General features: G+C 71.7%; 17 protein-coding genes. 8 read left to right on the top strand and 9 right to left on the bottom strand.

What is annotated here, in order from left to right:
* Window positions 1-35: 35 nt before the first annotated feature.
* Window positions 36-2924: an AfsR/SARP family transcriptional regulator gene (locus AMK19_RS12440; RefSeq protein ID WP_158071899.1), complete on the bottom strand. Its 2889-nt coding sequence runs from the start codon at window positions 2922-2924 to the stop codon at window positions 36-38.
* Window positions 2925-3216: 292 nt separating this feature from the next.
* Here AMK19_RS12440 and AMK19_RS12435 point away from each other — a divergent pair, with 292 nt between their 5' ends.
* The gene (locus AMK19_RS12435) at window positions 3217-3414 is read left to right on the top strand and encodes a hypothetical protein (protein ID WP_073811065.1); all 198 of its coding nucleotides are present in this window, start codon (window positions 3217-3219) and stop codon (window positions 3412-3414) included.
* A 66-nt stretch (window positions 3415-3480) separates the two neighbouring features.
* On the opposite strand, the gene AMK19_RS12430 is transcribed toward AMK19_RS12435, so the two are convergent.
* Window positions 3481-5142: a fumarate hydratase gene (locus tag AMK19_RS12430; protein WP_073811064.1), complete on the bottom strand. Its 1662-nt coding sequence runs from the start codon at window positions 5140-5142 to the stop codon at window positions 3481-3483.
* Between the two features lie 186 nt (window positions 5143-5328).
* On the opposite strand from AMK19_RS12430, the gene AMK19_RS12425 reads away from it, so the two are divergent.
* Both AMK19_RS12425 and AMK19_RS12420 read left to right on the top strand, forming a co-directional pair.
* The gene (locus tag AMK19_RS12425) at window positions 5329-6069 is read left to right on the top strand and encodes a DUF1707 SHOCT-like domain-containing protein (protein WP_241844377.1); all 741 of its coding nucleotides are present in this window, start codon (window positions 5329-5331) and stop codon (window positions 6067-6069) included.
* 241 nt (window positions 6070-6310) lie between these two features.
* Window positions 6311-6664 carry a WhiB family transcriptional regulator gene (locus tag AMK19_RS12420; protein ID WP_073811062.1) on the top strand — a complete coding sequence of 118 codons (354 nt, stop codon included), beginning with the start codon at window positions 6311-6313 and terminating at the stop codon, window positions 6662-6664.
* Window positions 6665-6741: 77 nt separating this feature from the next.
* On the opposite strand, the gene glpX is transcribed toward AMK19_RS12420, so the two are convergent.
* Window positions 6742-7782: a class II fructose-bisphosphatase gene (gene glpX, locus AMK19_RS12415; RefSeq protein WP_043915862.1), complete on the bottom strand. Its 1041-nt coding sequence runs from the start codon at window positions 7780-7782 to the stop codon at window positions 6742-6744.
* Window positions 7783-7965: 183 nt separating this feature from the next.
* Here glpX and AMK19_RS12410 point away from each other — a divergent pair, with 183 nt between their 5' ends.
* Window positions 7966-8493, top strand: a complete 528-nt coding sequence (locus AMK19_RS12410; RefSeq protein ID WP_241844376.1) for a DUF4245 domain-containing protein — start codon at window positions 7966-7968, stop codon at window positions 8491-8493.
* A gap of 90 nt (window positions 8494-8583) precedes the next feature.
* On the opposite strand, the gene AMK19_RS12405 is transcribed toward AMK19_RS12410, so the two are convergent.
* Window positions 8584-9177, bottom strand: coding sequence for a malonic semialdehyde reductase (locus tag AMK19_RS12405; RefSeq protein WP_073811058.1), 594 nt, complete (start codon window positions 9175-9177; stop codon window positions 8584-8586).
* Window positions 9178-9302: 125 nt separating this feature from the next.
* The gene (locus AMK19_RS12400; protein ID WP_073811057.1) at window positions 9303-9524 is read right to left on the bottom strand and encodes an exodeoxyribonuclease VII small subunit; all 222 of its coding nucleotides are present in this window, start codon (window positions 9522-9524) and stop codon (window positions 9303-9305) included.
* 61 nt (window positions 9525-9585) lie between these two features.
* Between AMK19_RS12400 and AMK19_RS12395 the strand changes: the two genes are divergently transcribed.
* Window positions 9586-10062: a GNAT family N-acetyltransferase gene (locus tag AMK19_RS12395; RefSeq protein ID WP_073811055.1), complete on the top strand. Its 477-nt coding sequence runs from the start codon at window positions 9586-9588 to the stop codon at window positions 10060-10062.
* 4 nt (window positions 10063-10066) lie between these two features.
* Here AMK19_RS12395 and xseA read toward each other — a convergent pair whose 3' ends face one another.
* Window positions 10067-11281, bottom strand: coding sequence for an exodeoxyribonuclease VII large subunit (gene xseA / locus AMK19_RS12390; RefSeq protein WP_073811053.1), 1215 nt, complete (start codon window positions 11279-11281; stop codon window positions 10067-10069).
* An 81-nt stretch (window positions 11282-11362) separates the two neighbouring features.
* The gene (locus AMK19_RS12385; protein WP_073811052.1) at window positions 11363-12712 is read right to left on the bottom strand and encodes an APC family permease; all 1350 of its coding nucleotides are present in this window, start codon (window positions 12710-12712) and stop codon (window positions 11363-11365) included.
* Between the two features lie 74 nt (window positions 12713-12786).
* Here AMK19_RS12385 and AMK19_RS12380 point away from each other — a divergent pair, with 74 nt between their 5' ends.
* Window positions 12787-13761 (top strand): 4-hydroxy-3-methylbut-2-enyl diphosphate reductase, encoded by a 975-nt coding sequence (locus AMK19_RS12380; RefSeq protein WP_073811050.1) that lies wholly within the window; start codon window positions 12787-12789, stop codon window positions 13759-13761.
* A gap of 169 nt (window positions 13762-13930) precedes the next feature.
* A complete protein-coding gene (gene ppgK / locus AMK19_RS12375; protein ID WP_073811049.1) occupies window positions 13931-14668 on the top strand; it encodes a polyphosphate--glucose phosphotransferase in 738 nt (245 codons plus the stop codon).
* A gap of 73 nt (window positions 14669-14741) precedes the next feature.
* On the opposite strand, the gene AMK19_RS12370 is transcribed toward ppgK, so the two are convergent.
* Window positions 14742-15329, bottom strand: coding sequence for a DUF6542 domain-containing protein (locus AMK19_RS12370; RefSeq protein WP_143200188.1), 588 nt, complete (start codon window positions 15327-15329; stop codon window positions 14742-14744).
* A 180-nt stretch (window positions 15330-15509) separates the two neighbouring features.
* Here AMK19_RS12370 and ychF point away from each other — a divergent pair, with 180 nt between their 5' ends.
* Entirely contained in the window at window positions 15510-16583 is a 1074-nt protein-coding gene (ychF, locus tag AMK19_RS12365; protein ID WP_073811046.1) for a redox-regulated ATPase YchF, read from the top strand.
* Between the two features lie 55 nt (window positions 16584-16638).
* On the opposite strand, the gene AMK19_RS12360 is transcribed toward ychF, so the two are convergent.
* Window positions 16639-17214, bottom strand: a complete 576-nt coding sequence (locus AMK19_RS12360; RefSeq protein ID WP_073811044.1) for a Uma2 family endonuclease — start codon at window positions 17212-17214, stop codon at window positions 16639-16641.
* Window positions 17215-17217: the final 3 nt, after the last annotated feature.

The following is a 17217-nucleotide window of genomic DNA, read 5'->3' as shown; positions in this document are numbered from 1 at the left end:
GGGACCAGGGGGGAAACCAGGGGGGGAACGAAGGCCTACGGCGCGGGGGGAGGGGAAGGCTCGGTGTGCCGCGAGTCGATGAGGTCCTGCACGGGCTGGGCCTCGGGCACACCGAGCCGCGTGAACACCGTCAACGCCTCCTGAAGACACGCCAACCCACGCGACGGCTGCCCCAGTTCGAGCAGCGCCTCGCCGAGCGCCGCGTTCGCCATGCCCTGGCAGTACGCCGCCTCGATCTCCTGCGCGATCGACAACGACTCCTCCGCCGCCTCGGCCGCGCCGGCGAACTGACCGTCCGCCAACAGGCAGGCCGCCAGCCGGGCGAGCGAGTAGCCCTCCCAGATCGGATGCTGGTGGGCGCGGTACAGCTGATGCGCCTCACGGAGATGTATGGCCGCCTCGCCCGGCTCACCGGTCGACCGCAGCACCACGCCCAACTGGTAGAGCGTGTCCGCCAAACACGGCACATTGCCGGACGCCCGCGCCGCCGTCACCGCCGCCCGGGCCGCCTCCACCGCCTCCTCGTGCCGGTCCAGCCCGACGTACGCCCGGGCCATGTTGCCGAGCAGCCTGGCCTCGCTGGTCGGCGCGTCCGTCTGGCGGACGATCCGGTGGGCCTGTTCGTAGAAGGGCAGGGCCTCGGCAGGCCGGCCTTCCATGATCAGGACGATCGCCAGCGCATTGGCCGTGATCAACCGCAGCATGGTGACCTGCTCGGCCGGCTGAAGGGCCAGGCTGGCTGCCAACGCCTCGCCTGCTTCGGCGAGTTCGGCCGCCACCTGGTGCATGTGGCCGAGCGCGTAGTGCACCCGGGAGAGGGTCCCTGCGTCACTCCGGGCCGCAGGATTCGCGGCGGCCGCGTGCAGCACACTGCGAATGCGGGGAGCCAGCGACGGATCCTCGACCACGCTGGTCATGCTCTGGAGGATCTCGACGGCGGGCTGCACCAGCTCCAGCGGCGCACTGGCCGCGGCCTCGACAGATCCGAGCAGAACCGCGACCTCCGACCGGAGCCACTCGCGGGCCGCCGCCGTGTCGGGAAACGAAAGCCCGGACGACTGTGCGGTGTGCAACTGCTCCATCAGGATGTCGTCGGGCTCCAGCACGTGCGCGGCGTTGCGCATGGTGGCGTGGAGCAGGTCCAGTAGCCGCAGCAGCGCCGCCTGCTGGACCTCGACGTCCGCGGTCTTCGCGTTCTGCCGCTGGGCGTAGAGCCGCAGCAGGTCGTGGTAGCGGTACCGGCCGGGGGTGAAGCACTCCAGCATGTTCGCCTCGACGAGTGCCTCCGCCAGGTCCTCCGCCTCCTGCTCCTCGGCGCCGAGCAGCGCGGCGACGGCGGCCAGCGGCAGGTCGGGGGAGTCCACCAGGGCGAGCAGCCGGAACGCCCGGGCCTCCTCGGGCTGGAGCTGGGCGTAACCGAGCCCCAGGGTGGTCTCCACGGCGAGGTTGCCGAGCTGGAGCTCCTGGAGTCGGTTGCGCTGGTCCGCTAACCGACGGGCCAGGTCGGAGACGCTCCACCGCGGCCGGCTGGCCAGTCGGGCGGCGGCGATGCGAACCGCCAGCGGCAGGAACCCGCAGGACGTCACCACCTGGAGGGCGGCCTCGGCCTCGGCCGCGACCCGCTCGACGCCGACGATCGCCGAGAACAGCGCCAGCGCCTCGTCCGGGGTCAGCTCCTCGATGTCCACCAGGTGCGCGCCGGGGATCTCCGCGAGCCGCGAACGGCTGGTCACCATCACGGCGTTGCCGGAGACACCCGGGATCAGCGGGCGCAACTGCTGGGCGTCGCGGGCGTTGTCGAGCAGGATCAGCATCCGCTTGTCCGCCAGCAGCGAGCGGTACATCGCGGCGCGCTGGTCCAGCGAGTCGGGGGCCTCGGGCGTGCCGAGGGCGTGCAGGAAGTCACCGAGCACGACCGCCGGGTCGGCGGGCGAGGCACCCGCGCCGCGCAGGTCCACGTACAGCTGCCCGTCCGGGAAGTCCGGGCGCAGCGAGTGCGCGACGTGCACCGCGAGGGTCGTCTTGCCGACGCCGCCGATGCCGGCCAGCGAGGTGACCACTACGGCTTGGCCGGAACCCGCCCTCAGCACGTCCCGCAGCTCGTTGACAATCTTGCTGCGTCCGGCGAAGTCCGATACGTCGGCCGGGAGTTGGGCCGGAGGGACGAACGATGCCGTCTCCTCCGCAGAGGCCTTCGGCGGGGCGGCGAGCGCCGCCATCAGCTCCGGGTCGCCGGCCAGGATGCGGGCGTGCATCGCGGCCAGCGCGGTGCCGGGCTCCACACCCAGTTCCTCGATCAGCAGCTTCCGGGTGTCCGCGTACACACCCAGCGACTCGGCCTGTCGGCCGCTGCGGTACAGCGCCAGCATCAGCAGTTCGCGCAGTCGCTCGCGCAACGGGTTGGCGGCGGACAGCGAGTTGAGCTCGGCCACCACGTCGGCGTGCAGGCCGATCTCCAGCGCCATCGCGCAGCGCTCCTCGGCGACGGCGAGCCGACGTTCCGTCAACCGGCTGCGCTGCGCCTCGGCGTACGGACCCGGAACTCCGGGCAACGGGCGTCCGCTCCACAGATCCAGCGACGAGACCAGCCCGTCGTGGGCGGCCCGGAACGCTCCCTCGGAGCGCGCGTTCGCCGCCTCCGCGACACGCTGCTCGAAAACCACCAGGTCGAGTGAGCCCGACGGAATCCGCAGCGCGTAACCGTCGCTCACCGAGATCAGCACCTCGGCCGGCTTGCGGACCTCGCGGTTCGGCTCCAGCACCGAGCGCAGCCGGGAGATGTAGGTGCGCAGCGCGGCCACCGCCTGCGGCGGGGTGCGGTCGCCCCAGATGCCGTCGACCAGGTCGTCGGTGGTCACCGGGCGGCCCTCGCCGAGCAGCAGGGCGACCAGGACCGCCTGCTGCTGCGGCGATCCGAGCGCCAAGGGAGCGTCACCGCGCCATGCCTGGACAGGGCCGAGCACTTGGAAGCGCAACGCCTCTGCGGAGCGCGTGCCCTGAAGCTCCATGTCCTCCCCTGTGGCCGATGAACCGTCTGTTCCCCACGCTGCCGCCGGTCGTGTGGGGGCGTCAGCTTATGAGTGTGCGAGCAAACGTCCACCAAGCGGATGCAGGGTACGACGTTTATGAGACATTTAGCGGCCTCTACGATACTGGCCGCGTGCCCGGAGAACGTCGTCCGGGTGATCCTCCCTCAGCTGAAAGGCGGCCCACCCCATGGCCGACGAGACTCTCACGGCTACGCCCCAGATCGAGCACACCGTTGCTCCCGCCGACCCGGACGCGCTCGAAAAGGCCCTTGAGGTCCTGGCCGGGCAGCCGTCCGCCCCGTCCGTGGAGCAGATCGAGAAGCCGGTCGCGCCGAAGGACGACGAGACCTTCGAACCGCTCGGCTCCGTAATCAACTGCCCGTGATCGACGCCCTCACTCGCAGAACGAGCCCCGACCCTCACCGGCCGGGGCTCGTCCCGTTTCGGCGGGTCACTGCGCCGAGCGCACCCGCAGGTTGGTGATCAGCGGGCCGTCCGTGACCTCGGCGAAGAAGTCGTTGCCCTTGTCGTCCACCACGATGAACGCCGGGAAGTCCTCGACCTCGATGCGCCAGACGGCCTCCATGCCGAGCTCGGGGTACTCCAGCACCTCGACCTTCTTGATGCAGTCCTGGGCGAGTCGCGCCGCGGGGCCGCCGATCGAGCCGAGGTAGAAGCCGCCGTGCTCGTTGCATGCCTTGGTGACCTGCTTGGAGCGGTTGCCCTTGGCGAGCATGACCATCGAGCCGCCCGCAGCCTGGAACTGGTCGACGTAGGAGTCCATCCGGCCGGCCGTGGTGGGGCCGAAGGAGCCGGACGCGTAGCCCTCGGGGGTCTTGGCGGGGCCCGCGTAGTAGACCGGGTGGTCCTTCATGTACTGCGGCATGCCCTCGCCGCGGTCCAGCCGCTCCTTGATCTTGGCGTGCGCGATGTCGCGGGCGACGACGAGCGTGCCGGAGAGCGAAAGCCGGGTCTTCACGGGGTACTTGGACAGCTGCTCGCGGATCGCGGCCATCGGCTGGTCGAGGTCCACCCGCACCACGTCGCCGTCCAGGTGGGCGTCGGTGGTCTCCGGCAGGTACTTCGCCGGCTCGGTCTCCAACTGCTCCAGGAACACGCCCTCGGCGGTGATCTTGCCGAGCGCCTGGCGGTCGGCCGAGCAGGAGACGGCCATCGCGACCGGCAGCGAGGCGCCGTGCCGGGGCAGGCGGATGACGCGGACGTCGTGGCAGAAGTACTTGCCGCCGAACTGCGCGCCGATGCCGATCTTCTGGGTGAGCTCGAAGACCTTCTGCTCCAGCTCCAGGTCGCGGAAGCCGTGGCCGGTCTTGGCGTCGCCGCCGGTCGGCAGGTTGTCCAGGTAGTGCGCGGAGGCGTACTTCGCGGTCTTCAGGGCGAACTCGGCGCTGGTGCCGCCGACCACGATGGCCAGGTGGTACGGCGGGCAGGCCGCGGTGCCCAGCGAGCGGATCTTCTGCTCCAGGAAGGTGAGCATCGACGACTCGTTGAGGATCGCCTTGGTCTCCTGGTACAGGTACGACTTGTTCGCCGAGCCGCCGCCCTTGGCCATGAACAGGAACTTGTAGGCGTCCCCGTCGGTGGCGTACAGCTCGATCTGGGCCGGCAGGTTGTTGCCGGTGTTCTTCTCGTCCCACATGGTCACGGGGGCCATCTGGGAGTAGCGCAGGTTCAGCTTGGTGTACGCGTCGTACACGCCGTGGGCGATCGCCGACTCGTCCTCGCCGGAGGTCAGCACGTTCTGGCCGCGCTTGCCCATCACGATCGCGGTGCCGGTGTCCTGGCACATCGGGAGGATGCCGCCGGCCGAGATGTTGACGTTCTTCAGCAGGTCCAGCGCGACGAAACGGTCGTTGGGGCTGGCCTCCGGGTCGTCCAGGATGCGGCGCAGCTGGGCCAGGTGGGCCGGGCGCAGGTAGTGCGAGATGTCGTGCATCGCCTCGGCGGTGAGCAGCCGCAGGGCCTCCGGCTCGACCTGCAGGAAGGTGCGGCCGCCGGCCTCGAAGGTGGAGACGCCCTCGGAGGTGAGCTTGCGGTACGGGGTGGTGTCCGCACCGAGCGGGAGCAGGTCGCGGTAGGCGAACTCTGAAGCCATGGGGGAGATCCTTCAGTTCTTTCGGCGTCGTCGACGAGGCACCCTCCAGGTTAGGCGCACGGAGCACGCCCCCGGCGCTCGGGTCGGCCTGCGTGACGCGGCTCACGCCGGGCCGCCCGTTCCGCGGCCATCCGCTTTGCGTCGAACCGGCGTTCGGGTATTGAGCGGGCTCGCTAGGCTTGTGACGTGGACAACTCTCCCGCTCAGCAGCCGCAGGGCCAGCCGCCCGCCCCGATGAAGAAGAGCGAGCCCGCGCAGGCTCCCGCTCCCGCCCCCGGTACCGACCTGGCCGCCGAGCTCCGGGCCGCCGACGCCGACCGCGAACGCGTCGCCGACCTGCTGCGCGACGCCTACGCGGAGGGCCGGCTCACCGTCGACGAGCACGCCGAACGGATCGAGGCCGCCTACAACGCCCGCACCTTCGGCGAGTTGGAGCCGCTCACCCGCGACCTGCCCAGCCACCCGGGCCCGCTCCGGCACAACCTGACCAAGCCGCCGCTGGAGACCCCGGCCCCCGCCCCGCAGCCGGCGCTGCCGCCGGCCCGGGCCGAATCGCCCACCATGGTCGCGGTGTTCGGCGGCGCCGCCCGCAAGGGCCGCTGGCGGGTCGGCTCGCACCTGAAGGCGATCGCGGTGTTCGGCGGGGTCGAGATCGACCTGACCGACGCGGTGTTCGAGTCGCCCGAGGTGGTCATCGAGGTGATCGCGGTGTTCGGCGGCGTCGAGGTGCGCGTCCCGGAGAACGTCAGCCTGCAGGGCAGCGGCGCCGGCATCTTCGGCGGTTTCGACGTCCGCGAGCAGACCTCGCCGGACCCGTACGCGCCGGTGGTGCGGATCAAGGGTGTGGCGGTGTTCGGCGGCTGCGAGGCCAAGCCGAAGCGCGGCAAGAAGCTCAAGGAGTGGGTCCGGCGGCAGCTGGAGGGCTGACCTGCGGCGATCCGGCGAATCGTCAACTCGCTTGGCGGCACTCGTCGTTGTTCCGAGTGCAGCGGGTAGTCAGTTGCGTGCGGTGTGCATGAATCCGGGGGCGGCGGGGTAGTTCCAATCGCACATCGTTCCTGTACGGCTGTGACCCCGCGGGTCGGCGACGGTGCCACGGCGAGGGAGCACGGGGCAGTCGGGCAGGAGGCGACCGATCCTCGAGCCTTGAGCCTGGTCAGGAGTCACCGTGCTGCATCCGATCGAGTCCACCGCCGCCGCTCGCCGCCCTGCGGCACCGGATCCGGACGACAGCCCCTGGCACACCTCTGCCGCCTGCCGAAGCGACGAGGCCGGGCTGTTCTTCGCTCCCTCCAAGGAGCCGACGGCCGCCCGGCTCGCCCGCGAGGAGCACGCCAAGCGGGTCTGCGCCCGCTGCCCGGTGCTGCTCGAATGCCGCGAGCACGCGCTCGCCCAGCCCGAGCCGTACGGTGTCTGGGGCGGGCTGACGGCCGCCGAGCGCCGCGTGGTGCTCGCCCGCCGGCGCCGCCGCGAGGCCGAACTGCTGGACGCCCGGCGCCTGACGGCCCGGATAGCCGGCTGAGACAGCCGGCCGGACGCACGGCAGGGGCGGGCCGGGGAGGAAGCTCCCCGGCCCGCCCCTGGACGCGTCGGGCGGGCTCAGTTGGCCCGGTCGAAGTCGATCGCGCTGTAGGCCCGCAGCTTGGCCAGCTTGTGGGTGGAGTCGATCTGCCGAATCGTTCCGCTCTTGGAGCGCATCACCAGCGACGAGGTGGTCGCGGTCTCCGAGCGGTAGTGGACGCCGCGCAGCAGCTCGCCGTCGGTGATGCCGGTGGCGACGAAGAACACGTTCTCGCCGCTGACCAGGTCGTCGGTGTGCAGCACCCGGTCCAGGTCGTGGCCGGCGTCCAGCGCCTTGCGCTTCTCGGCCTCGTCCTTGGGCCACAGCCGGCCCTGGATGGTGCCGCCCATGCACTTCATCGCACAGGCCGCGATGATGCCCTCGGGGGTCCCGCCGATGCCCATCAGCAGGTCCACGCCGGTGCCCTCGCGGGCCGCCATGATCGCGCCGGCGACGTCGCCGTCGGAGATGAACTTGATCCGGGCGCCGGCCTCGCGGATCTCCTTGACCAGGTCGTTGTGGCGCGGCCGGTCGAGGACGACGACGGTGACGTCCTCGACGGCGGAGCCCTTGGCCTTGGCGACCCGGCGGATGTTGACGGCCGCGGGGGCGGTGATGTCGACGAAGTCGGCGGCCTCGGGGCCGCAGACCAGCTTGTCCATGTAGAAGACCGCGCTGGGGTCGAACATGGTGCCGCGGTCGGCGACCGCGAGGACCGCGACGGCGTTGTTCATGCCCTTGGCGGTCAGCGTGGTGCCGTCCACCGGGTCGACGGCCACGTCGCATTCGGCGCCGGTGCCGTCGCCGACCCGCTCGCCGTTGTAGAGCATCGGGGCTTCGTCCTTCTCGCCCTCGCCGATGACGACCACGCCGTTCATGGAGACGGTGGACACCAGGGTGCGCATCGCCTTCACGGCCGCGCCGTCGGCGCCGTTCTTGTCACCCCGGCCGACCCAGCGGCCGGCGGCCATCGCCGCGGCCTCGGTGACCCGGACCAGTTCGAGGGCCAGGTTCCGATCGGGAGCTTCCGGCGCGACCTCCAGGGCGCTGGGAAGGTGGTGCGGGTACTGCGTGGTCATCGTCGTTACCTCTCTGTACGCGACGGCCAGTCAGCGCCGGGTCGCGGAGGGTCACCGGCGCTGCGATGAGGGATGCTGCGATCGTATCGGCAGGTGGGACGGTCGTCTGCGGCGCACTCCGCGCGCACCGCTGCGGGGCGGCCGGTGGAGGGGCTTTCCGTAAGCGCCGCCTACCATGGGCGGGTGGCAGGCAACAGCAGCAAGAGGGGCCGTCAGACGGTACGGGACATGGTCCTGTCGATGGCGGCGGTCGGCATCGTGGTCGCGGTCGCGTACTTCAGCATCCCCAGCGCGGAGAGCAAGAGCGGCGTCCACCCGGTGACGTACCAGGTGGAGGTGGCGTCGGCGAAGCGCGCCGCGCCGTACCCGCTGCTCGGCCCGGACAAGCTGCCGGACGGCTGGCAGGCCACCTCGGTGAGCTACAGCCCGAACGAGAAGGGCCACGCCGTGTGGCACCTGGGCCTCAGCACCGCCTCCGGCCAGTACGCGGCGATCGAGCAGAGCGACGGCAAGCCCCAGGACGTGGTGGCGAAGAACGTCCCCGGCGGCAAGCCGGACGGCAGCTCCACGGTGGACGACCAGGAGTGGCAGCGGGTGCAGGGCGACCGCTACCGGGCGCTGACCCGCCCCGCCGGCAGCACCGGCACCACGGTGCTCACCGGCACCGCCTCCTACGAGGAGCTCGCGGAGCTCGCCCGGACCCTGAAGTAGGCCGGCCCTGAAGTAGGTCGGCCCCGAAGCAGGCCGACACGAAAAGGCCCCCGCCGCACGGCGGGGGCCTTTCGCTGTCGCGGGCCGGACTCAGACGGTGGTGACGACCTCGTCGTAGGCCAGGCGCGGGCTGCGCGGGAACCAGGCGTCCTCGCCCGGCTTGCCGATGTTGACCACGGCCAGCACCGAGTGCTCGCCGTCGGCGAAGAACTCCTTGTTGATGCCCGCGGCGTCGTAGCCGGTCATCGGGCCGGCGGCCAGGCCGGCGGCGCGCACGCCGACGATGAAGTACGCGGCCTGCAGGGCGCCGTTCAGCGTCGCGGAGGCCTCACGGACCGAGCGCTCGCTGAAGAACATGTCCTTGGCCTGCGGGAAGTGCGGCAGCTGGGTCGGGAGCTCCTCGTGGAACTCGTTGTCCGCGGCCAGGATCGCGACCAGCGGCGCGCCGGAGGTCTTGGCCTGGTTGCCCTCGGACATGTGCTGCACCAGGCGGGCACGGGCGTCGTCGGAGCGGACCAGGACGATGCGCAGCGGCTGCTGGTTGAAGGCGGTCGGGCCGAACTTCACCAGCTCGTAGATCGCCTGGATCTGCTCGTCGCCGACCGGCTCGTCCGAGAAGGTGTTGGCGGTGCGGGCCTCGCGGAACAGCAGGTCCTGGGCGGCGGCGTCGAGGGCCAGGGTCATAACGGTGTCCTACCTCAAAGCTGGGGGCTGTCAGGCACGGCGGGTGCCGTACACCCCGATCCAACTTCGATGAAAGTTAAACCATTCCCTGGACCGCCTGTGATCCGGGCCACACTCCGGCGCGGCTACTCGCCCGCGGACTCCTCGGCCGCCAGCGCCGCGTCCAACCGGGCCCGAGCGCCGTCCAGCCAGCGCTGGCAGACCTTCGCCAACTGCTCGCCGCGCTCCCACAGCGCCAACGACTCCTCCAGCGTCGTCCCCCCGGTCTCCAGCCGCCGGACCACCTCCAGCAGCTCGTCCCGCGCCTGCTCGTACCCGAGGCCCTGCTCGACACCCTGATCAGCCATGCCGCTCAGCCTAGGGCTCGTGGCGGACAAACCCCTTGCGCCCCCGCCTACGCTGCCGGACATGAGCACCCCACGCCCTGCCCGCCCCGAGGACGCCGCCGAACTCGTCCGCCTCCGCGCGCTGATGTTCGAATCCATGCAGGGCGAACCGCGCCCCGGCGCGTGGCAGCACACCGCCGAGGACCTGGTGGCCCGCCAACTCGCCGAACCCGACCGCCGCCTGCAGGCCTACGTCGTCGACGACCCCGACCGGCCCGGCCGACTGGCCAGCTGCGCCGTCGGCACGCTCGAACAGCGCCTGCCCGCGCCCGGCCATCCCGACGGCCTGTTCGGGTTCGTCTTCAACATCTGCACCGACCTGGACCACCGCGGCCGCGGCCACGCCCGGGCCTGCACCGAGGCCCTGCTCGCCTGGTTCGACGAGCGCCGCGCCACCCGGATCGACCTGCACGCCACCGAGGGCGGCGAAGCGCTCTACCGCAGCCTCGGCTTCCACGAGCACTCCACCGCGCTCTCCCGCGAGCGGCTGCTCCACTGAGGCGTCAGCCCTGCTCGGCCACCCGCACCCCGAAGCCGCCGCCCGCCACCCGGGCCCGCAGCGCCTCGCCGTCGGCGACCTGCCCCGGATCGGTCACCACCGAACCGTCCTCGCGCTGCAGCACCGCGTACCCGCGCTCCAGGGTGGCCAGCGGCGACAGCGCCACCACCCGGGCCAGCGCATGGCCCAGATCCGTCTGCGCGTGGTCCAGCCGGTGCCCCACCACCCGCCGGGCCCGCTCCAGCAGCGCCGTCACCTCCGTGCCGCGCGCCGCCACCGCCTCGGTCGGCGCCGCGAGCGCCGGACGGCTGCGCACCGACGCCAGCCCCGCGGTCTCCCGCTCCACCCGGTGCACCACGTACCGCCGCGCCCGGTCCCGCAGCTGCCGCACCTTCGCCAGCTCCTCGCCGACGTCCGGCACCACCCGCTTCGCCGCGTCGGTCGGCGTGGACGCCCGCAGGTCCGCGACGAAATCCAGCAGCGGCTGGTCCGGCTCGTGCCCGATCGCACTCACCACCGGCGTCCGGGCCGCCGCCACCGTCCGCACCAACTCCTCGTCGGAGAACGGCAGCAGGTCCTCCACACTGCCGCCGCCACGCGCCACCACGATCACCTCGACCTCCGGCCGCGCGTCCAACTCCCGCACCGCCGCGCACACCTGCGACACCGCCTGCGGCCCCTGCACCAGCACGTTCCGCACCTCGAACCGCACCGCCGGCCAGCGCCGCCGGGCGTTCTCCAGCACGTCCCGCTCGGCCGCCGAACCACGGCCCGTCACCAGACCCACGCAGCCCGGCAGGAACGGCAGCGGCTTCTTCCGGGACTCCTCGAACAGGCCCTCGGCGAACAGCTTCCGCTTCAACTGCTCAAGCCGGGCCAGCAGTTCACCCAAGCCGACGAGCCGGATCTCGGACGCCCGCAACGACAGCGTGCCGCGCGCCGTGTACCACTCCGGCTTCGCCAGCACGATCACCCGCGAGCCCTCCTGCACGGCATCAGCGACCTGCTCGAACACCGACCGGAAACACGTCACCGTCAACGAGACGTCCCGATCCGGATCACGCAGCGTCAGGAACACCATCCCGGCCCCCGGCCGCCGGGACAGCTGGGCGATCTGCCCCTCCACCCACACCTCGCCCAGCCGATCGACCCACCCGCCGATCAGCGCCGAGACCTTCCCCACGGGCAGGGGCGCTTCCGGACTGCTCGCATTAGCCATCCCCCGAGGCTAGCCCTTCGGGCCGACGGGAAACCGGGGGCACGGGGCCGGAAAGACCCGCGCGAACGGTCGGGCGCGTCCCTAGCGGTGCTCTCCCCGGGTTCGCGTCCCCACCAGCAGCACCAGCAACCCCGCCACCAGCCAGATCCCGCCCACGATCAGCGCCGTGTGCGACGCCTCCACCAGCACCGCGACGATCACCGCGACGCCCAGCAGCGGAACGACGGCGTGGCGCAGCCAGTCGCGGGAGTGGCCGCGCACCACGTACCAGCCCACCACCGAGGCGTGCAGCAGGATGAACGCGGTGAGCGCGCCGACGTTGACCACCGAGGTGAGCCGGTCGAGCCCGTCGTCGCGGCGGGCGGCCCAGACCGCGGCCACCAGCGTGATGACGGCCGCCGTCAGCAGCGCCCGCCGAGGAGTCGCGGAGCGTTCCTCGACCACCCCGAGCCGCCGGGGCAGCCGCCCCTCCCGCCCCATCGCGAACACCAGCCGCCCGGCCGCGGCCTGCCCGGCCAGCGCGGCGAACGCGGCGCCGATCGCCTTGGACACGGCGATCAGCACGTGCAGCCAGTGCCCGACGGCGGCCTCGACCGTGTCGTAGAACGCCGACCCCTGCGCGGCCGGGTCGGCGGCCAGTTGATCGGGCGTCAGGGGCTCCAGCACCGCCGCCAGATAGGTCTGGACGACGAACAGCAGCCCGGCCAGCGCCAGGCACCACAGCACCGCCCGGGCGACCGCGGCCGACGCGCCGACCGCTTCCTCGACGAAGGAGGCGATCGCGTCGAAGCCCAGGTACGAGAGCACGGCGACGGACACCGCAGACAGCACCGCCGTCAACGAGAACCCGCCGATTCCCCCGAACGGGGAACCCCAGTCGCGGGCGGCGCCGTGCAGGGCCAGTTCCACCGACGCGGCGACCACGAACACCGTCAGCACCACGATCTCCATCGCCAGCACCGCGAAGCCGACCACGGCCGCTGTCCGCACCCCGATCAGGTTGAGCGCGGTGGTGACCAGCACCGCCAGCGTCGTCCACACCCAGCGGGAGACGCCCGGCACCAGCGAGTTCAACGCGATCCCGGAGAACAGGTACGCGACGGCGGGGATCAGCAGGTAGTCCAGCATCGCCATCCACCCGGCGATGAACCCGGGCCCCTCGCCCAGCCCGGCCCGGGCATACGCGAACACCGAGCCGGCCCGGGGCACCGCCTTCACCATCTCGGCGTAGGAGAGGGCGGTGAATCCCATGGCCACGGTGGCCACCAGGTAGACGGCGGCCACCGCGCCGTGGCTCTTCGCGTCCAGCACGCCGAACACGCCGACCGGCGCCATCGGGGCGATGAACAGCAGCCCGTACACCATCAGATCGCGCACCCCGAGAGTGCGCCGCAGTTCCGTCGTCCGCGCCTGTGTGCTCACCCTCGCCATTCCACCCGGCCGTCCCCGCCGCGACAGTGCCGACGCGCGTCCACGCGGGCGGGACTCGCCCGTACGATGGAGCCATGTCCACCACTGCTCAGCGCCGTGTCCTGCTCGCCGCCCCCCGTGGCTACTGCGCGGGCGTCGACCGCGCCGTGATCGCCGTGGAGAAGGCCCTGGAGCAGTACGGGGCGCCGATCTACGTCCGCAAGCAGATCGTCCACAACAAGTACGTCGTGCAGACCCTGGAGAAGCAGGGCGCGATCTTCGTCGACGAGACGGAGGAGGTGCCCGAGGGCGCGATCGTGGTGTTCTCCGCGCACGGTGTCGCCCCGTCGGTCCACGACGAGGCCGAGGCCGGCAAGCTCGCCACCATCGACGCGACCTGCCCCCTGGTCACCAAGGTGCACAAGGAGGCCCGCCGGTTCGCCGACGAGGACTACGACATCCTGCTGATCGGCCACGAGGGCCACGAGGAGGTCGTCGGCACCATGGGCGAGGCCCCGGACCGGATCCACCTGGTGGACGGTGCCGAGGACGTCGCCAACGTGAAGGTCCGCGACGAGTCCAAGCTGGTCTGGCTCTCCCAGACCACCCTCTCCGTGGACGAGACCATGGAGACCGTCGGGGCCCTCAAGGAGCGCTTCCCGCTGCTGGTCTCGCCGCCCAGCGACGACATCTGCTACGCCACCCAGAACCGCCAGGTCGCCGTCAAGCAGCTCGCCCCCGAGGCGGACCTGCTGATCGTGGTCGGCTCCAAGAACTCCTCCAACTCGGTCCGTCTGGTCGAGGTCGGCCTGGAGTACGGCGCCAAGGCCGCCCACCTGGTCGACTTCGCCGACGAGATCGACCTCGCCTGGCTGGAGGGCGTGCAGACGGTAGGCCTGACCAGCGGCGCGTCCGTGCCGGAGATCCTGGTCGAGGGCGTGCTGCAGCTCCTCGCCGCACACGGCTTCGAGGACGTGCAGATCGTCAAGACCGCCGAGGAGCACCTCATCTTCTCGCTCCCCAAGGAGCTCCGCCGCGACCTGCGCGCCGAGGCCGCCGGCAAGCTCTGAGCCCCCGCCCGTCCCGTCCGACGCCCGGAGTCCCTCCCCCGAGGGGCCCGGGCGTCGTCCGTGCGGCCGTCACCGTCCGGGAACGGCTGCGCCCGCCCCCGCACGCCCGTACGTTGGTGCGAGGGCCGGCGGGCAGCGGACGCCACCGGCGGTACGGAAGGCGACGGCAGTGACGACGGTCTTCGGCGTGGACATCGGCGGCTCGGGCATCAAGGGCGCACCGGTCGACCTGGACAGGGGCGTGCTCGCGCAGGAGCGGCACAAGGTACTCACCCCGCACCCGTCCGGCCCGGACGCGGTGATCGACACGGTCTGCGAGGTCGTCCGGCACTTCGACCACCACGGGCCGGTCGGCCTGACCTTCCCCGGCGTGGTCGTCGACGGCCACACCCGCACCGCCGCCAACGTCGACAAGGGCTGGATCGGCCTGGACGCCGCCGCCCGGTTCAGCGACGCGCTCGGCATGCCCGCCACCGTGGTCAACGACGCCGACGCGGCCGGCCTCGCCGAGGTCACCCACGGCGCCGGCCGCGGCCGCTCCGGGGTGGTCCTGCTGCTCACCTTCGGCACCGGCATCGGCAGCGCGCTGTTCTCCGACGGCGTGCTCGTCCCCAACACCGAGCTCGGCCACCTCGAAATGCGCGGCAAGGACGCCGAACGGCGCGCCTCCTCCGCCGCCAAGGAACGCCACGACCTCAGCTGGCCGCAGTGGGCCGAGCGGGTCGACGAGTACCTCGACCTGGTCGAGATGCTCTTCTCCCCGCAGCTGGTGATCGTCGGCGGCGGCGTCAGCCGCAAGCACGAGAAGTTCCTGCCGCTGCTCAAGGACCGCCGGGCCGAGGTCGTCCCCGCCGAACTCCGCAACAACGCGGGCATCGTCGGCGCGGCGATGGCCGCCGGGCGCTGAGCCGCCGAGCGGCTGACCGCCGGGCGTCGGCTGCTGGCTACCGGCCGCCGAGTCGTTACCGGCCGCTGAGTCGTTACCGGCTGCGGTGGCGGCGGCGCTGGGCGACGTAACGCGCGGTGACGATCGCGGTGGCCAGGCCGGTGCCGGCGAACAGCCAGCCCGCGCGCAGCGCCAGCCCGCCGGCCAGCGCCACCACCTGGCCGGTGATGCCGCTGGTGCTGCCCGGCTGCAGCAGCACCAGCGCCGCCGCGAACGCGATCGGCCCGCAGATCGGCGCGGCCGGCAGGTCCGGGTACCGCACCCGCACGGCCAGCTGGAAGCACACCACCAGATAGCCGAGCCCGAACAGCACCCCGAGCCCCCCGAACACCAGCCGGTCCAGCGCGGCGAACGCCAGCGTCCCGGCCGCGGCGACCACCCCGGTGCCCACCGCCGTCAACCGGGCCGGCGGCCCGCCGGCCCGACGCCGACGGAGCGTCAGCAGCCGGTTCAGCAGCCGCTGCAGCACCTGCGCGGCGAGCGGTGCGGACCGGCCGGCGGAGGCCGTCCGCAACCGGGACTCGGGGGGTCGGCTCTGCCCCGGAACGGCGGCCTCGTCGGCGCCGCGCCCCGGCGCTCGTCGTCTCGGCCCTGGCGGCTGGGTACGGGTGCTCTGCTCCACCCGACCAACGTACGGTCCGATCATCGACACCCTGTGTAATGGCTTCCCGGCAATTGATCCGTGTCCGGCCGGTGCGCGCCCCACCGCGCTGCCTCGGGCCCCCGCACGCCCCGTAGACTGGGGGATCGGCCCGGCACCGGGCCACCTCGACGCCCTCCAAGCCACGGGACACCACTCTCCATGTCGCTCACGATCGGAATCGTCGGCCTGCCGAACGTCGGCAAGTCGACCCTGTTCAACGCCCTGACCAAGAACGACGTGCTGGCGGCCAACTACCCGTTCGCCACCATCGAGCCCAACGTGGGCGTCGTCGGCGTTCCGGACCCGCGGCTGGACAAGCTCGCCGAGATCTTCGGCTCGCAGCGCATCCTGCCCGCCACCGTCGACTTCGTGGACATCGCCGGCATCGTCCGGGGCGCCAGCGAGGGCGAGGGCCTGGGCAACAAGTTCCTCGCCAACATCCGCGAGGCCAACGCGATCTGCCAGGTCGTCCGCGCCTTCACCGACCCGGACGTGGTCCACGTGGACGGCAAGGTGTCGCCCAAGGACGACATCGACACCATCCACACCGAGCTGATCCTCGCCGACCTGCAGACCATCGAGAAGGCGCTGCCCCGGCTCCAGAAGGAAGCCCGACTCAAGAAGGACACCGCCCCCGTCCTCGCCGCCGCCGAGGCCGCCCAGGCGATCCTGGAGACCGGCAAGACCCTCTTCGAGGCCGGCTTCGACACCACTTTCGTCCGCGACCTCCACCTGATGACCGCGAAGCCGTTCCTCTACGTCTTCAACGTCGACGAGGACGCCCTCTCCGACGAGGACTTCAAGAACGCCCAGCGCGCCCTGGTCGCCCCCGCCGAGGCCATCTTCCTCAACGCCAAGATCGAGTCCGAGCTCATCGAACTCGAGGACGACGAGGCCCTCGAACTCCTCCAGTCCATGGGCCAGGAGGAGCCCGGCCTCGCCACCCTCGCCCGCGTCGGCTTCGCCACCCTCGGCCTCCAGACCTACCTCACCGCAGGTCCCAAGGAAGCCCGAGCCTGGACCATCAAGCAGGGCGCCACCGCCCCCGAAGCCGCCGGTGTCATCCACACCGACTTCCAGAAGGGCTTCATCAAGGCGGAGGTCACCTCCTTCGACGACCTCGTCGCCACCGGCTCCATCGCCGAGGCCCGCGCCAAGGGCAAGGCCCGCATCGAAGGCAAGGACTACGTCATGCAGGACGGCGACGTGGTGGAGTTCCGCTTCAACGTCTGACGTTCAGTCGACACCAGAAGGGACCGGCCGATGGCCGGTCCCTTTGTCGTACCGGTCAGAGGCCGGAGACGAGTTGGTCGAGGTCGAGATCGATCTCGAACGGTACCGGGACCTGCAGCGTGCCTCGGAAGATGCCGGTCGGGACGTAACTCCGGGTCGGGGCGTCGAGTTCGTAGACGTGGACGACGGGGCGACCGTCCTCGTCCTCGATTCGCCAGTAGTGGGGGATTCCGGCCGCTGCGTACTTGTGGAGCTTGACCGTGCGGTCGCGGTGGGCGGATTCGGGGGAGACGACTTCGACGGCCAGCGCGACCTCTTCGGGGGCGAGCCATGTGCGGTCGCGGTCGATCGGGGCGTCGGTCACCAGCAGATCCGGTTCGGGCCGATTGCGGGAGTCGAGTCGGATGGTCATCTCTCTGCCGACCTTGTACCCCTGCGGGCACTGGCCCATGAGCGCGACGGTGAGCATGGTGACGAGGTGGCCGTGCCACCAGCGCTGCGGCGACATCATGAAGACGAGGGCTCCGTCGATCAGTTCGGTGTGTCGAGGCGCCTCGGGGAGGCGGTCGAGATCCTCCGCGAACCAGCCCTCCGCGCGCGGCGGGCGCATCCAGTCGGGCAGTGAGGTCATGTC

This window comes from Kitasatospora sp. CB01950 (assembly GCF_001905465.1).
GTDB lineage: Bacteria > Actinomycetota > Actinomycetes > Streptomycetales > Streptomycetaceae > Kitasatospora.
The sequence above is the reverse complement of the archived record's forward strand: the minus strand, read 5'-3'. Positions and strand labels throughout refer to the sequence as shown.

Bases quoted from the DNA above. Each gene is read 5' to 3' on its own strand.
- glpX (WP_043915862.1), bottom strand. From the start codon at position 7,782: ATGACCACGCAGTACCCGCACCACCTTCCCAGCGCCCTGGAGGTCGCG.
- AMK19_RS12430 (WP_073811064.1), bottom strand. From the start codon at position 5,142: ATGGCTTCAGAGTTCGCCTACCGCGACCTGCTCCCGCTCGGTGCGGAC.
- AMK19_RS12385 (WP_073811052.1), bottom strand. From the start codon at position 12,712: ATGGCGAGGGTGAGCACACAGGCGCGGACGACGGAACTGCGGCGCACT.
- ychF (WP_073811046.1), top strand. From the start codon at position 15,510: ATGTCGCTCACGATCGGAATCGTCGGCCTGCCGAACGTCGGCAAGTCG.
- AMK19_RS12380 (WP_073811050.1), top strand. From the start codon at position 12,787: ATGTCCACCACTGCTCAGCGCCGTGTCCTGCTCGCCGCCCCCCGTGGC.
- xseA (WP_073811053.1), bottom strand. From the start codon at position 11,281: ATGGCTAATGCGAGCAGTCCGGAAGCGCCCCTGCCCGTGGGGAAGGTC.
- AMK19_RS12395 (WP_073811055.1), top strand. From the start codon at position 9,586: ATGAGCACCCCACGCCCTGCCCGCCCCGAGGACGCCGCCGAACTCGTC.
- AMK19_RS12405 (WP_073811058.1), bottom strand. From the start codon at position 9,177: ATGACCCTGGCCCTCGACGCCGCCGCCCAGGACCTGCTGTTCCGCGAG.
- AMK19_RS12400 (WP_073811057.1), bottom strand. From the start codon at position 9,524: ATGGCTGATCAGGGTGTCGAGCAGGGCCTCGGGTACGAGCAGGCGCGG.
- AMK19_RS12360 (WP_073811044.1), bottom strand. From the start codon at position 17,214: ATGACCTCACTGCCCGACTGGATGCGCCCGCCGCGCGCGGAGGGCTGG.
- AMK19_RS12435 (WP_073811065.1), top strand. From the start codon at position 3,217: ATGGCCGACGAGACTCTCACGGCTACGCCCCAGATCGAGCACACCGTT.